This is a genomic window from Emticicia sp. C21, assembly GCF_003418935.1.
Lineage (GTDB): Bacteria > Bacteroidota > Bacteroidia > Cytophagales > Spirosomataceae > Emticicia.
The window spans coordinates 150,448-166,093 of the sequence record NZ_QVMT01000008.1; the positions used below are offsets into that span (position 1 = coordinate 150,448).

12 protein-coding genes are annotated in these 15,646 nt (G+C 38.0%); 5 read left to right on the forward strand and 7 right to left on the reverse strand.

All coding sequences use genetic code 11. The features are described 5' to 3' along the window. Positions 1-58 precede the first annotated feature (58 nt). From D0T08_RS18355 to D0T08_RS18375, 5 genes are all read right to left on the reverse strand, one after another. The gene (locus tag D0T08_RS18355) at positions 59-1,162 is read right to left on the reverse strand and encodes an efflux RND transporter periplasmic adaptor subunit (protein ID WP_158561301.1); all 1,104 of its coding nucleotides are present in this window, start codon (positions 1,160-1,162) and stop codon (positions 59-61) included. Continuing rightward, a complete protein-coding gene (locus D0T08_RS18360) occupies positions 1,143-4,361 on the reverse strand; it encodes an efflux RND transporter permease subunit (RefSeq protein ID WP_116984138.1) in 3,219 nt (1,072 codons plus the stop codon). The genes D0T08_RS18355 and D0T08_RS18360 overlap by 20 nt, the downstream gene beginning before the upstream one ends. A 52-nt stretch (positions 4,362-4,413) precedes the next feature. Then, entirely contained in the window at positions 4,414-5,805 is a 1,392-nt protein-coding gene (locus tag D0T08_RS18365) for a TolC family protein (protein WP_116984139.1), read from the reverse strand. A gap of 113 nt (positions 5,806-5,918) precedes the next feature. Continuing rightward, a complete protein-coding gene (locus tag D0T08_RS18370; RefSeq protein ID WP_116984140.1) occupies positions 5,919-7,292 on the reverse strand; it encodes a HAMP domain-containing sensor histidine kinase in 1,374 nt (457 codons plus the stop codon). 139 nt (positions 7,293-7,431) lie between these two features. Beyond that, the gene (locus D0T08_RS18375; RefSeq protein WP_116984141.1) at positions 7,432-8,124 is read right to left on the reverse strand and encodes a response regulator transcription factor; all 693 of its coding nucleotides are present in this window, start codon (positions 8,122-8,124) and stop codon (positions 7,432-7,434) included. A gap of 340 nt (positions 8,125-8,464) precedes the next feature. Here D0T08_RS18375 and D0T08_RS18385 point away from each other — a divergent pair, with 340 nt between their 5' ends. Next, complete coding sequence (locus D0T08_RS18385; protein ID WP_158561302.1) at positions 8,465-8,890, forward strand: helix-turn-helix transcriptional regulator; 426 nt, start codon at positions 8,465-8,467, stop codon at positions 8,888-8,890. Positions 8,891-9,179: 289 nt separating this feature from the next. Here the strand turns inward: D0T08_RS18385 and D0T08_RS18390 are convergent, their stop codons facing one another. Further along, the gene (locus D0T08_RS18390; protein ID WP_116984143.1) at positions 9,180-9,911 is read right to left on the reverse strand and encodes a response regulator; all 732 of its coding nucleotides are present in this window, start codon (positions 9,909-9,911) and stop codon (positions 9,180-9,182) included. A gap of 3 nt (positions 9,912-9,914) precedes the next feature. Next, positions 9,915-11,951: a histidine kinase dimerization/phosphoacceptor domain -containing protein gene (locus D0T08_RS18395; RefSeq protein ID WP_116984144.1), complete on the reverse strand. Its 2,037-nt coding sequence runs from the start codon at positions 11,949-11,951 to the stop codon at positions 9,915-9,917. A 252-nt stretch (positions 11,952-12,203) separates the two neighbouring features. On the opposite strand from D0T08_RS18395, the gene D0T08_RS18400 reads away from it, so the two are divergent. The 4 genes from D0T08_RS18400 to D0T08_RS18415 are packed head-to-tail and all read left to right on the forward strand — an operon-like array spanning position 12,204 to position 15,644. Next, positions 12,204-13,190 carry a DPP IV N-terminal domain-containing protein gene (locus D0T08_RS18400; protein WP_116984145.1) on the forward strand — a complete coding sequence of 329 codons (987 nt, stop codon included), beginning with the start codon at positions 12,204-12,206 and terminating at the stop codon, positions 13,188-13,190. Positions 13,191-13,238: 48 nt separating this feature from the next. Continuing rightward, complete coding sequence (locus D0T08_RS18405; protein WP_116984146.1) at positions 13,239-13,937, forward strand: outer membrane beta-barrel protein; 699 nt, start codon at positions 13,239-13,241, stop codon at positions 13,935-13,937. Positions 13,938-13,960: 23 nt separating this feature from the next. After that, entirely contained in the window at positions 13,961-14,308 is a 348-nt protein-coding gene (locus tag D0T08_RS18410) for an SHOCT domain-containing protein (RefSeq protein ID WP_116984147.1), read from the forward strand. A 10-nt stretch (positions 14,309-14,318) separates the two neighbouring features. Beyond that, positions 14,319-15,644 carry a hypothetical protein gene (locus tag D0T08_RS18415; protein WP_147322810.1) on the forward strand — a complete coding sequence of 442 codons (1,326 nt, stop codon included), beginning with the start codon at positions 14,319-14,321 and terminating at the stop codon, positions 15,642-15,644. The last annotated feature ends 2 nt before the right edge of the window (positions 15,645-15,646 follow it).

The following is a 15,646-nucleotide window of genomic DNA, read 5'->3' on the forward strand; positions in this document are numbered from 1 at the left end:
ATAAAATCAATAATCGTTTGCTCATCATTATTCTTTCCTGATGTCTGGCTATACTTGTTTATTCGTGAGTAGTCTCTTTTATGTCATCAGTGGCATTGACAATCACTTTATCGCCCGTTTGCAGGTCTCCATATACTTCTACTCTGTCAAGTGTCTGGTTTCCGGTGCTTACATCTATCTTCCTGATCGCTCCATTGTCAGATACTAACACATATTTCCGTTCGGTAGAGGTAACTACAGCTGATTTAGGCACAATTAATGCACTCTTATTGCCCTTTGAATAAATCAATACATCTGCATACATGCCTGACGATAAGATACCTGTTCCGTTAGGCACATCCACCTCTAGCCTTTCGCTTCGGTACTGCATATTAATACTTCTTGATTTTCGGCTGATTTTACCTTTGAGTCTTTTACCCTGCAAAGCACTCACATAGAAAGATAATGTATCATGCTCATGCAGATTCACTGCCAGATGCTCGGGTACATCAACCTGCAAGCGCAGATGTGCTATCTGTTTTAATTCGAGCATGGGTTTATCTTTAGCCATCGAACTTACTAATGCTCCGGGATGGATATTACGTTCGGTAATTACTCCACTAAAAGGTGCAGTTACTTTCAGATAGCTTAGCATAGCTTTCTGCATTTCCCAATTAGCTTTTTCGGCATTTACCAAAGCCGTATCTGCATTCATTTTAGCCTTGATGGTCGATAAGTCCATCGGAGAAATAGCACCCTTGGTTTTTGAGGCTTCCAACAGACGTTGATAGTGTTCTTTATCAATCGAGAAATCGGCATTAGCCTTGGCATATTTTTCTTTGGCTAGTAAGGCCGCCTGTTCTAGTTCGGGGGCTTCCAATTCCATTAATAAACTGCCTTTGGTTACATGCGAGCCAAGGTCGACCAGCACATTTTTTACATAGCCATTTACTTTCGGAAAAAGGCTTACTTCCTGATAGGCATTTAATTGTGCCGGAAGTTTCAAGGTTGTAGGTACGCCTCCACTTTCAACTGTAGCTAACTGGTAAACGGGAGCCGAAGATTTCGGGCCTTCCACTTTTTTTTCTTCCGCTCTGTTTTCGGTACAGGCGCTTAGTATTACGTTGGCCAGTAATACCATCAGACAATATTTCATATGGGTGTTAAATGCTAATGTTTTCATTTTCAGGTAGTAAGGAAACTGATTTAAAAGATGCTTTTTGTTGGATCCAGCCATACACTAAAGGGACAATTAATAATGAGGCAAACGTAGAGAAGATAAGCCCACCGATAACGGCTCTGCCTAGTGGTGCCGATTGTTCTCCTGCTTCGCCAAGTCCGCTGGCCATCGGTATCATTCCGGCAATCATAGCCAGACTGGTCATTAAGATAGGTCTGAAGCGCACACTTGCGGCTGTTACTGCTGCCTTGAAAGGATTTTTATAACTCAATCGCAAAGATTCGGCATTGGTTACTATCAGAATAGCATTAGCTACTGATACCCCTATACTCATGATGATACCCATATAAGACTGGAGATTAAGTGTCGCTCCGGTAGCCATCAATAATAGCAACGAACCCAATAATACGGCAGGAACAGTAGACAAAACCGAGAGTGCTACGCCAAAAGACTGATAATTGGCAGCTAATAGGAGCAACACCACAACAATAGCTACACCTAAACCTGTTTGAAGGGAATCGAGTGTTTCTGTAAGTAAAGAGGCCATTCCTTTTACCTCTACCACCATGCCTTTGGGTGGGGTACCTAGTTTATCGATGGTTTTCTTTACTGCATTGGAAGCCTCACCTAAATCTTTCTTGTGAATATTGGCACTCACGGTCAAGAATCTTCTTGGGCCTGTTCGATCATATTGGCCCGGAAGCGTATCAATCGACATCTGCGCTACATCTGAAAGTACCGGGCGAGATTTGCCTTTTACTAATGAAATAGATTGCAACTGCTCCATTGAGTTCATCAGGTATTCTGGTACCTGCACCTGTACCTGATAGGTATAGGATACTTTCTGGTCGAGCCATTGCACTTTTTCGGTAAAGCGGCTGGATGAGGTAGCATCGGTAATACTTCTGGCTACCTCTTGCAGATTCAGCCCCATCTGCGCCAGCCTGAATCGGTCTATATTGATTTTAATAACCGGAAATTTGAGAGGCTGGGCTATCTGTACATCTCGCAGATAACTAACCTGATGCAGACTATCCACTAATCGACGCGAATATGATTTAATATCTTCGAAATTCTTACCTATTACTCTCACCTCGATAGGTGTAGCAGCGCCTTGTGCCATGATTTTCTCAGTCAGTTCAATAGGCTCAAAAGATATTCTGATTTTCGGATAAGCCTTTTTGATATTAGCCCGAATCTGGTCTTTTAAATCATCCAGATTTCCTTTGAAATCTTCTCCCATATTAGCTTGCATAATGGCCTCATGTGTACCACTATTAAATACATACAAGTTACTTGAACCATAACTACTTGGAATAATACCTATATATACCGAAGAAATCTCAACTTTCCCTTTAATAGTTGAGTCCATGATGGCTAATATACCCTTTACATCTCTTTCGGTTTTTTCCAGTCTTGTTCCTTCGGGTTCTTTGATACGTAGTTGTACTTGTCCGTTATTGGTTTTAGGCAGTAAGTCTTTCCCGATCAAATAGAAGCAAAGGCCGGATGCTGCTAAAGTCAACAACAGATAAAAACTTACAATTGCTTTTCTGCTTCGCATCCATCTTTCAAGCATATTTGCCAGGCTTACTTTTACTCTTTGGAAAAATGAATTATCATTTCCGTGTTGTCTATCTTGTCTGTCATGCTCTTCTACTTCTTCAATCTCTCCTGAATCTAAAGCCAGACCTCCATGAGCATGAAATTTAGAATGATGATATTGAAACATTTCTTCTTTCAATAACCAGTTAGAAATAACAGGCACAAGGGTTTGGGCGGCAATGAAAGAGACAATCATAGAAAAGCCTATTGATAGGGATAAAGGCAAAAACATGGCTTTGGGTACACCTGTCATCACAAACGATGGCGCAAAAACGGCCAGAATACAAAGTAGAATCAGGAGCAAAGGGAAGGAAATCTCTTCACAGGCATCCAGGATTGCCTGCTTTTTGGTTTTACCCATTTCGAGGTGCTGATGAATGTTCTCAATAGTCACAGTAGCCTGGTCAACCAATACCCCAATAGCTAAGGCCAGACCACTAAGGGTCATGATATTAATGGTTTGCCCTGCCATTTTCAGTAATAATACTCCAATAAGGATAGAGATTGGAATCGTAATAACTACTACCAGACTACTCCGCCAATCTTTCAGGAACAGTAACACCATCAGCCCGGTAAGCACGGCCCCCAAAATCCCCTCTGTCATTAAGCTTTTTACGGCATTAATTACAAACACCGACTGGTCAAACTCGTAGCTGATGCTTACATCATCCGGCAATAAGGCTCTCATTTCGGGTAGTTTGGCTCTCAAGCCTTGTACCACTGCCCATGTAGATGCATTAGCAGTTTTTACAATTGGAATATAGATGGAGCGTTTTCCATTGACTAAGGCATAATCGACAGTGACGTCAGCAGCGTCAGATACTGTGGCTACATCATGTATAAAAACGGTAGCTGAACCATTGGTGCTTAGTGGAATATCTTCAAAATGTTGTACTTTTTCTTCGAGTGAGTTCACACTAGTTACATACATTAAATCGTTGACACGCAGGTTGCCTGAGGGTGTCATAGCATTATTTTTAGCAATGGCTTCAACCACCTGGTCGGGTGAAAGATTATATCTGCGGAGTTTTTCAGGGTCAACATTCACTACTACCGATCTTGAATTGGCTCCCATAGCATGGGGTGCTGTAAGCCCCGGAACCGTTCCAAACATCGGACGAATGTAGGTAGAGGCTAAATCGTACATCTCTTTGAGCGATTTGGTCTTACTATCAAATACTAGCTGACCAACAGGCATAGACGAAACGTCGAAACGGATTACCTGCGGTGGTAAAGCACCTGGAGGAAAGAATTTTGAAGCACGATTTACCTGCAAAGCCACCTGCGCCGAAGCCTCGGCCATATCGGTGTCTTCATAAAATGCCAGCTTAATAAAAGTAAGCCCCTGTATATTTTTACTTTCGATAGATTTAAGTCCATTTACATACAGGAATTGTTCCTGCAGACGTGTCGCAAAGAAACCCTCCATTTGTTGAGGAGACATACCCCCGTAAGACTCCATGACGTAGATGGTTGGTAGATTTAACTGAGGGAAAATATCAATCGGTATCTTCGGAATGGCCATGATACCAAACAAAAGCAGTCCGGTGAAGAGCACTACTATGGTGATAGGTCTTTTTAATGCGAGTCTTACCATATTAAGAGGTTTTTATTTTCTGCAGAGCAGATGGGTATTAAATTCTTTTATCTTACTTGTTATCAACCTGATTAAGGAATATTGACAAATTGCCCACTGACGCTGCTTTTAAGAGCAGAGCCCTCCATACGTTATTGATAGCTATCGACTGGTCAACTTCCGCTCTATTGAGTAGCAGAAAAGCCTGTGATACTTCGGGCAGTGTAGCCAGACCAGATTCATATCTGGCAGTAGCTTGCTGGTAAGCGCCACGGGCTGCTATTGTCTGCACAGGTGCTTCGAGTGCCTGTTCCAGCGCTAATCCAATCTGAATATTAGCATTCTCGCTCTGACTATTTAATCGTAGTTCTTCTTCCTGCAATAGAAATTGAAACTGTTCGGCTCGTTGTTGCTCAGCCGAAACCTGATGGCGAATGCGGTAAATAGGTGTTAGATTCCAACTAATACCCACGCCTAAGAGATAATTGCCGACCTGATAGCCGATGCCATCGAAGATTTTAGAACTATATCTGTCATTTGCATTACCCACGCCCGAACCTCTACCCCAGGCAGAAGCATTGAGAATAATGCTGGGATAATATGATTTTCTGATGGCGGCAGCACGAGACCTGATTAAATCAATCTGTGAGCTATAAACTTTAAGAAGCGGATTCTGTGAAATATCAGGGTACTCTTTGAGGAGCGTTGGTAGTTTCTGGTAAAACTGCATCGAATCGGCTGCCATATTGCCAGTAGCAGTACCCATCAATTGTCCCAAACGAATGCGTTGGGTTCGCTCGTTCTGCTGACTTTGGTAGAGTAAAAGTTTAGCTTTTGATACCTCTGCACTGGCAAATGAGCTATCGATACCTGCGCGCAAACCTGATAATACTTTGGCATTGGTTGCATCACGAAAAGTCTGAGCTCTTTGTAGGTTTACCTCCTGTATCCTGACAGTTTTCTGAAAAACCAGGAGTGCCAGATAGGCATCTATGACCTTTACCTGTTGCTGAAAAATCTCGTTCTGGTAGTCAAACTCCTGACGAACGGCCGCTTTCTGAGCAACGTCTATATTGGCTTTTATTTTACCAAAAGTAAAAGCCTGCCAGTTTACCTGCAGATTAGTAAAGCTACCCCACACTGGTTGATAGATGTTCTCAGGACGGATACCACCTGAAACTGAAGGAAAGGGACTTTGCAGGGGAAAAGTAGCTCCGGCCAAACTGTTATTGGTTGCCAACTGATATTGGTGCTGTGCAATAACATCAGGCAGACTTTCGGTCTGAGCCGCTTTCAGGGCAAATTCGGCTATGTTTTTTTCAGCTATTTTAGCTTTAATAGACGGATAGTTTTTGACGGCTAAATCAATAGCTTCTGTCAAACTTACTTTATCAGGCACTACCTGCTGGCTAAAAGCCAAGTGCTGAAACAGCAGACAACTCACAAACAAATACTTTTTCTTCATTCTACAAAGGAAATTAAGGCAAGTGTGAACCACTGCTTATCTACTTAAGCAGGTACGAAAACAAAAGTCTAATCACATTCTTAGAAAGTCCTTAGTAGGAAATTAAAAAATTCTTAAAGTGAGAGATGAGGTAAAAAAACTGTAAAAGTAGAACCCTGCATAGGTTGGCTGTCGATGGTAATATGCCCCCCGTGCAGATCTATAATTTTCTGACATATGGATAAGCCTATTCCGAAGCCTTGCATTTCAAAGGCATTTTCGCCCCGATAAAAGGGTTCGAAGATATTTGGCAAATCCTCTTTCGGGATACCGATACCTTTATCTACTATCTGAACAATGCAATCTTTCTCGTTAAAATCTATCAGCACATCCACAGGTTGTTGGTTACTGTATTTAATGGCATTATCTAGTAAATTCAAAAAGGCATTTTTGAGCAGAGATTCGTTACCTTTAATAAGGGTAAAGTGCTCGTCAGAAGGAATAGTCACAAAGTTAGTTCTGACAATGGTATCCGGTTTACTATGTTTCAATTCTTTTTGTAGAGAAAGTATCAGTTCTTCAATACGAATATTTTCAATTTTAGAAAGGTTAAAATTATCAATTGGCCGAGCCATTTGCAGCAGACTGTTTGACAATGAAATTAGTTTATCGGTGTCTTCAAGAATATTTCTTAGGATTTTTTCATATTCAACTGAACTAAGTTTTTCTTCCAGTCCCAATTGCACTTCTGATTTAATGCCTGCCAAAGGTGTACGCAGTTCATGCGAAGCGTGGGAAACGAAACTACGTTGTTGCTCAAAACCTAATTCTAACCTATTAAGCATCTGGTTGAAATTATGAGCCAGTTCGGCTATTTCGTCTTTATTATTGCCTTCATTTACACGCTTTCTTAAATTCTGGGCAGTTATCTGGTCTATTTGTTGATTGATTGCCATGAAAGGCTGTAAAGCTTGTCCGGCAAAGAACATTCCGCTAATGATTACCACAAGAATAATTAGCAAAAAGCTTATTAGTAAAGTCTGGCGAAGACTTTTCAGGTTATTTTCTCCGTCTACATCAATGCCTGATTCAATAACAATAAAATTGTCAAATTTGCCATCAAATAAAATTCCAAGGTTTTCACGGTTATTAATTTTAAACTCGACCATATTCTGCATCTTTATTTTGTCGAGTAAGGCTTCATTAAAGTCTTTTGGTACTGTTTCAGCATTCGAGAAAACCAGTTGGTTTTTGGTATTAAAAATATATACTTCTTCACCATCCAAACGATTCACAGAGGTCTTATCCATGATTCGGATTAATTCAGGAGAAAACCCTTTTACATCAAATAATAGTCTGGCAGTAGTAATGGCTCTTTTGCTTAACCTGCCTCTAAAAGTTTCCTGACGCTTTTGATCCTCTCGATAATAGATAAAACCGGAAAAAATCAGGAGATTAAAAGCCACTATCAAAGAAAATTGCAAAACAATCTTATATCTGATTTTCATGGGGAAGTCTATTGAGTGATTGAGAGATTGGTTTAATGGCGAATTATGAATTGCGGATTAGCAAATAAATTGATTGCCATAAAGTACACTACAAACACGATGTTTTACAATTAGTTTTTCAATGCTTTTAGCCCTTTGCTTACTCTTCCCGAAGGACATATCCCAGACCTGACTTGGTGTGAATTAGTTTAGGGTCAAAATCTTTGTCAATTTTTTTGCGTAGGTAATTAATATATACTTCAATGATATTAGTGCTTGAATCAAAGTTCAAATCCCAGACATTTTCAGCTATATCCATTTTAGAAAGCACTCGTCCACGATTTCTGATAAGGTATTCTAATAAGGCAAATTCACGGGCAGTCAGGTCAATCATTTTACCTGAGCGCACAGCTACTTTTTTATCCAGATGGATTTCAAGGTCAGCTACCCTTAGAACTTCTTTGATAGCTTTTACAGGTGCTTGTGAGTTACGTCTTAATAAGGCATTAACACGGGCAAATAATTCTCTGAAATCGAACGGTTTTACTATATAATCGTCGGCGCCGTTGTCCAATCCCTCTACTTTATCTTCAATCTCACCCAAAGCTGTCAGCATTAATATGGGTAAAGATGGCTTTTGACCTCTGATAGCAAAACATACATCAAACCCATTCATCAGAGGTAAATTAATATCAAGAATAACTAAATCAAAAGGCTCTGAAAGTGCTTTTCTTAAACCCACATGTCCATCAAAAGCTACATCCGTTAAAAAGCCATTTTTTTGTAAGCCCTTTACCAGATTGTCCGAAATCCGACGGTCATCTTCAATGACAAGTATATTCTTTTTTTCCAATGTATTTTGAGCGTAATTGGTTATTTATCTCTGCAAGGTGAAATTAATAACTTAGAAAGTAATTAGCTTCGTATTAAAATTCGCTTAAAAGGTTTTCAAACAATTTATTTAAAAAAGCTCAAAATAAACAATTCTGATTACATAGACAACTAGAGTTGAAAGGAGGTGTTTTTTTTATAGTCAGTAGCATAAGTGTTCGTATACTTACGAGAGTTTTAGGAGTTGCTTATTATACTTTGGACTACAATTTTTAACTCCGGCAGCACCTCTCTGCCAAACCATTCATTTTTGGCCTGCCAGATGTTGTTTCTCGGTGAGGGGTGCGTTGCCTTTTAACGATTTGCGAAATACGCTTAGAAAACCCATTAAACGCTATAAGAACGCTCCCGAAACTCTTGGAGACAAGATTAGAAACAGAAGAATTGAACTTCAGCTTACTTTAGACCAGCTTGCCACATTATTAAATGTAACAAAGGAAGCTGTAGTCTATTGGGAATATAACCGGGGAAAACCCAAAGTACATAACTATCCAAAAATTATTGAGGTATTAGGCATTTTTGCTTTTGACGTTGATACAAGCACATTAGGAGGCAAAATTATAGCCTATCGCTATACTAAAGGATTGAGTAGAAAGAAGTTTAGTAATTTGCTTGGGGTTGATGAATCTACTCTTAAGAATTGGGAGGATAATAAATATATTCCTTTGGAACATATTATGCAGACTCTGCGAATCTTATTTAAAGAGTCCGCTCTGATAAATTTATAGATAATTAATTGAGAGGCGATTTTTTAATCGCCTCTCAATTAATACGGTTAATCGTCAATAGGAATTGACCATACATAACGCTCTCAAAAACTAATGAATACATACTTTTGGATTAATAACTTTATTATAATATCTATCAACCTATTTTAGAACGGGACAATCTGGATGATGCTACCTCAAGCTTAGAAAAATAAGGCAGATCTGGGCTATAAAATCGTTTGCAAATAGAAAGAGTCTTTAACACATTCTCAGAATTTGAATCTATCCTGCTTTTGCAGAGTATAAGTTCTTAGGGCGTTTTAATCAAAGCAACTCTTTTTAAAAAGTCTTGCCTTTGCCCTTGTGGTATAGAAACTTTTTCCTGTGAGTTTTCAAAATAAATAAATTCAGCATCGAATCTCACTATTTGTTCAAGATTAACAATATAAGACCGCGTAAGTTTATAAAAATCAGAAGTAGTAAAGAACTGCGCTATATACCCGATATTCATCGTAAAAAGTAGAGGTTTTTTTTCGTTTTCGATATAAATATTTACATAATGGCCTTCGGCTTTGATAAACTGGATTTGCTTTTTTTTGATTTTCTGATGTCCTTTCTGATAGGGGAAGAACACACTTTCTGCCTTAGAAGGATTGGTAACAACGGGTTTGTTAATAAGAAAATGGTTGTAAGCGAGTTCTATCTGATAAACCAGTTCATTGTGCCTGAATGGCTTCAGAAGATAGGCGGCAGGTTGCGTAAGCTTAGCTCTGTCAAAGGTGGCATTATCAGCCTGAGACGTCAGATAAATGATTGGAATATCAAAATCCCGGTTTAATTCCTCTGCAATAGCGATACCATCCGTTGTCGAATTTCGCAGTTTAATATCCACAATTGCCAAGTCAGGCACTTTTATTCTGATAGCATTAATAGCCTCATTGTAGGATTTACAAATATCCTGTACATAATGTCCATTTTCTTCAAGCGTTTCTTTAAGATCAGTAGCTGTGATTATCTCGTCTTCTATAATAAGTATATTCATGAATTATGTATTTGAAAATGAAATGGTAAATGCCGAACCATTTAAATAATTGTAGGTAGAAGTGCCATTAATCTGAAATAACAGCATATTTATCAACTTTAGCCCAAAAGATTTGTTGGTCTGGCCTTTAATCGTTTGTTCAAGGTTTTTAGACCCAAAGTCTTTATACGTAATTTCTATCTGTTGATTATTTTGTTTAGACAAAATTTCAATTCTGGGCTCTTTATCAGCAAAAGCATATTTGAATGAGTTGATGATCAATTCATTCATAATCAGTCCTATGGCAATGGCAACGTCTGTTTTTATCCATTTTATTTCCATCAACAGATTTGTTTCAATATGGTCAAATCCAAAAGTCAGGGCAACCGAGTTGGCGATATCCTGTAACAACTCCTCAATATTTATCGACTCCACGTTATCGTTTTCATATAATTGCCGGTGCAATAATACAATCGATTCTAACCTTGTCTGGCTTTCATTAAATACTGTTTTTGATTGCGTATCTTCCAGATATTTTGCCTGAAGATTCAACAAACTCGAAATTACCTGTAGATTATTTTTTACCCGGTGATTTTGTTCCTGAATCAATACAGCGTTTCGCTGGCTTAATAGTTTTTGTTTTTTATAGTTTTTGTAGAGGAAATAACTCAATAGGGTCAGGATGGTGAAAAATAAAGTTACCAGACCAATAATATACCTTTGCTGACTGATTAATTTTTGTTTGTTTTCATTTTCTGATTTCTGAAGTTTTATCTCCAGATCTTTTTTGTCTGTTTCCATCTGAACCTCCCATCTGCTTACATTCCCTTGTCTATCAATGGCTGCAAAACGCTGTTGATACCTGATTCCACTTTCCCTTTTGTCATAAGCATTTTTCCAGTCACCCACGGCTACATAATATTGTGCATAAATATTATCATGATTGGCTATAGCCCCTGTGTCAATAGGATATTTTTTACTTTCAATGATCTTCTGCGACTCTGCCAATACTTCTTTAGCTTTGGGCTTATTCCCGGAAATAAGGTAGGCACTTGCCAGATTAGTCTGATAATGAATCAACGGACCATCTGGTCTCTCTTTTTTCTTTATTTTTAATGCAGATTCAATATATGAAATGGCTCTTTTATCTTTTTTAAAATTATATAAATTCCCCATTATAAGATATACATTTGCCAGGGCCTTTTCATCTTTATCTGCTATTGCCTTCTTTTCTAATATTCTGGAGTAATATAAAGCACTGTCAAAACTTGCCTTAGTAGAAGGATTTTCAGTAAAAACCCGGATCCTGTACATTTCACTTGCCGTACCGTAGGCAGATGCCATTCCGGTTGGTAAATTGTATTTCTTAAAAATACTGATAGCCTCATTCAGAAAAGCTTTACTTTTTTCAAAATTATTTTGTTCCGCTTCCAGGTAAGAAAGGCTCAGATATATCCTGCCAGTTTTCAAATGTTCATGATACCTTTGGTAGATTTTCAACGACAAATAAAATAAACGGTAAGCTTCGGCAAAATTCAGCTTACTTGCTTCACGATTAGCATGTAAACTACTAGCATCAGCTATACTTAAAGAGTCTTCTCTCTTTGTACCCAGCATTCTCGGAGATTCTATATCTCCTACAGCATTATAATAATACGAATAAGTGACACGGGCAGATTTTATCCCTTCGGCAAGCTTATACTTCTTAAAAATAGCCATAGCAGTATCCAGAAAAGCTTTTCCTTTTTCAAAATAGCCTTGTTGCAACTCAAACTCCGATAATCTCAGATATATTCTACCTACTTTGTAATAGTCTTTCAGTTTTTTATTGATGTTTAAAGAAAGATTAAACAGCCGCGTTGCTTCAGGATAATTGTTGTCGTTTCGCTTGGCAAGCAGGTAGTAGCCTTCGGCTATTTTTACCGAGTCATTATTTGCTAACCCTTCTTTCAATACAGATTTTGCATACGCATCCCTGTCGTCCGGTAATGGATTTTGCGAAAAACTGGTCTGAATAATAACTACAATAAAAAGAGAGAACTGGAATACTGTCTTTTTCAATGTTGACCTATGATAGCAGAAAAAATGATCAAAACGAGCAAAACTATTATCAAAAATAGGCTTAATCAGAAGAAAGAAAATAAAAGTCTGAATATTTATTTTTTCAAAAAAATCCCGTGAAGAATAAAACCATTTTCATGAAGAAATTCTGATGTTTCGTGTGTACCGAAAAATCTGTGACTGTATTTTAAAATAGATTTGATTAATGAAATTCGATATTAAACAAAAGTAAATATTAACTCCTATCGGTTTATGAACAAAACACTTTTTTTGGCTGCCATTATTCTGCTGTTGACGGTTCAGGGTTGCCGGCGTAATTCTTCTCAAAATAAACCAGCAAAACCACAGGCGTCAGTTTTTCCATCGGCTCCCGGTACTACAGGAAACGCAGAAGGACTAACCAGAGAGACCAACGAACCGGCTAATGAATTTTATGCACGTATAAGCAATGACGGTAAGTATATCTATTATAATGCGGTGGAAAGTACAACTACTGTTAGTTTTTTGAATAGCGGAGGCCTATTCGACCCTAGAGTTAAAACCAATAAAAAGACTAAAATTGTCAGAAAAGAAATAGGTGTGCCTATTACCAATCCACTCAAGGATAATGCCGCCTATGCCACCGAAATGCCTAATGGCAATATATTGTTTACGTATGTATTACCTGCCAAACCAGTAATAGCTTTTGCTTCGCCTCAGGGGGTGGGTATTAATTATATTTCTCAGGGCGAAATGGGAGACGATGATTCGCAACCTATCATATCTAAAGGAGGAAGCAAAATTGTATTCAGTACATTGGTTGGAGGTATAAGAATGATATGCACCATGGACTCAAAAGGCGGAAACTTCACCGTTATTACCGAGGGACATAAACCGCAGTTTCTACCAAACGATGAGAACGTCATTTTTTATAACCTCATCGTAAACAAAACCGTACAGATTTTCACACTGAACTTAAAAACCGGTCAGAAATCCCAATTAACCACTGGCGAATACAATAACAAAGATGCTGCATTTACACGAGATGGCCGCTACATCGCTTTTGTGAGTAATAGAGAAAACCCCAAATATGCCCGACACCACGTATATGTCATGAAAGCAGATGGCACTAATATCAAGCAAATTACACAAGGCGAAACCGACGAAGCAGACCCGGCTTGGGGTCCTGATGGGATGCTTTACTTCTCTTCCAACGCAGCAAAAAACTATAGTATCTGGAAAGCCAAACCAACGTTATAAATAAGACATAAAGCCGGATTTTAGCCTCTTTAATAATAAACACTATTTATGAGAAAAATAATTTTTACTACCATTTGCCTGATAACCACTTGTTTAGCCTATGCCCAGGAATCTGGTGAGTATAAATCCCAGGCCGGATTTTACACCTTAGAACTGGGGTTGACAGGAGGACTTATGGATATGGGTATAAATCTTTCAGAAAGTACCCTTTTAAGAGGAAGATATTTTCTGAGCAATCAAACGGCTGTGCGTTTGGGAATAAATATTTCTTCAAAAACCGATAAAACTAATTTTTGGGAAAGTCTGGGATCTAAAAATAAAGGGGTATACACTGAAAATGCAAAATCAGTAACCATTAATCTGGGCTATGAAGAACATTTCAGAGGTACTGACCGCCTGTCTCCCTACCTCGGTGGCGATGTATTATTAGGTTTAGGTACAACGACAGAGAAAGGAGACGATACAAATGGTAAAAGATACATAGCCAACTTTACCTACAAGTATACCAAAACCAACCGCATAGATTTAGGACTCAGAGCAGTAGTAGGAGCAGACTATTATTTCGTTAAAAATGTCTATTTAGGGGTTGAGGCCGGTTTAAGTATATTAAAAAGTTTTTCGGGGAAAAGTAAATTAACTCAGACTCAAAACGGACAGACTGAATCTATCGAAAGTAAATCCGAAGGCTCAAGCTTCGAGATCAAGCCTGTCTTAGTTTCCGGAATAAGAATAGGATTTGTTTTTTAGAGATAATATCAGCTTATAAACATATGAAAACACTTAAAGTAATGTCTATTATTGGTATAGTCTGGATGGGGCTCTGTTTTATAGTAATATCTACCGTTCAGAACGATTCTTACTATGACGCTTCAAAAGCTAACATTGATACTTTGGCAGGTTGGGGCTATTTTGGTTTATTATATTTGCTGGCCTTCTCTATCGTGGCATTAATTCATGCAAACAAACAATCTAAGCTAGCAAATTTAAAAGAAAGCAAGATTAAATTACAGCCCTCAAATACATCTGAAAAACTCATCCAATTAGACGAATTGAGGCAAAAAGGAATTTTAAGCGAGGATGAATTTCAGGCAATGAAAATAGATATCTTAAGGAAGTAGAAATAAAAAAATGAAAATCTTAAGAATAAACATCGCCAATAGTTATAGCATTCTTATGCTATTCGTATTTATTTTTAATTCTATAAACTGTACAGCCCAACTCGATAGACGGCTAAATGAACTTTCCCGGGTTGTAAACACAGGAGCCCGGCTTTTCAGAGAAGTTGATGGATTGATTAAAGAAACTAAAAGAACTACAGCTGAATTTAACAAGTCGGTAAAAGTAGTAAAAGGCAATGATAAAGCATTAGTAGCTAACAACCAGCTAACCAAACCAAAGTTCAAAAAGGGTAACTTTACCAATTTTGTATGGGAGCCTGTTGCACAATTTGATGGTCAATTATTCCCTGCCATGATCATAAGTATGGCAAACTATAAAGGTGATGTTAATGAGCCATTCATGAACTCGGTAAAAAGCAGTGCGTTAGGATTCAGATTCAATAGTAGTAATTCTTATATTCCATTAAAATGGGAAATTGAAAGCGTTGACAAGAAATATTTCGATAAAGTAACTGGCGATTTTATGTTTGAAAATGCAAACCAGGAATTATACTTTATGCCCAATATACCCTGGAATTTTTCTACTTTATCAAAACAGACATCCAGTACCCCAATAAACATAATTTATCGGCTTTATGATGACAATGGCAATAAAGTTGAAAAAGCTGTGCCATTATTTATGAGAAGTATCAATGATTGTATTTTTCAATATCAGGATAAGAAATTTGATTTCCTCTTTAGTGCATTTATTCAGGAACAACACCCCGAGATAGATAAGATATTAAAAGAAGCGTTAGCTACTAAGTTTATTAGCTCAATAGCTGCCTATCAGGGGAAAAAAGATGTTGATACTAAAACACTGGTATTAGTAGCTGCCATTTGGAAAGTTTTGCACGATAGGGGCATCCAATATAGTAGCATAACTACTACTTCTACAGTAGATAATAATATTTATAGCCAGAATGTACGAACTTTTGATAATTCTCTAAAAACAAATCAAGCAAATTGTGTAGATGGTACAATAGTTTTTGCTTCCATTTTAAGGGCAACGGGCATTGCAACTACTTTGGTTCTAACAAGCAATCACTGCTTTTTAGGGTTTAAGACATCTCCCGATTCAAACAATCTTATCTACTTAGAAACAACGCTCCTTTCTGATTCTGAATTTATAGCGGTAGCAAAAACAGCAAAAGCAAAAGACGATGCATACCTGAAACAATTTTTTAAAGCCATTGAAGTAGGCAAAGCAAATTATAAATCATCTTACGCTAAAAATGATATAACAGAAATAGACGTAGATTATTACAGACGATTTCTCAGGCCATTACCTTTTTAAGA

Bases quoted from the DNA above. Each gene is read 5' to 3' on its own strand.
- D0T08_RS18355 (WP_158561301.1), bottom strand. From the start codon at position 1,162: ATGAAAACATTAGCATTTAACACCCATATGAAATATTGTCTGATGGTA.
- D0T08_RS18360 (WP_116984138.1), bottom strand. From the start codon at position 4,361: ATGGTAAGACTCGCATTAAAAAGACCTATCACCATAGTAGTGCTCTTC.
- D0T08_RS18365 (WP_116984139.1), bottom strand. From the start codon at position 5,805: ATGAAGAAAAAGTATTTGTTTGTGAGTTGTCTGCTGTTTCAGCACTTG.
- D0T08_RS18370 (WP_116984140.1), bottom strand. From the start codon at position 7,292: ATGAAAATCAGATATAAGATTGTTTTGCAATTTTCTTTGATAGTGGCT.
- D0T08_RS18390 (WP_116984143.1), bottom strand. From the start codon at position 9,911: ATGAATATACTTATTATAGAAGACGAGATAATCACAGCTACTGATCTT.
- D0T08_RS18400 (WP_116984145.1), top strand. From the start codon at position 12,204: ATGAACAAAACACTTTTTTTGGCTGCCATTATTCTGCTGTTGACGGTT.
- D0T08_RS18405 (WP_116984146.1), top strand. From the start codon at position 13,239: ATGAGAAAAATAATTTTTACTACCATTTGCCTGATAACCACTTGTTTA.
- D0T08_RS18410 (WP_116984147.1), top strand. From the start codon at position 13,961: ATGAAAACACTTAAAGTAATGTCTATTATTGGTATAGTCTGGATGGGG.
- D0T08_RS18415 (WP_147322810.1), top strand. From the start codon at position 14,319: ATGAAAATCTTAAGAATAAACATCGCCAATAGTTATAGCATTCTTATG.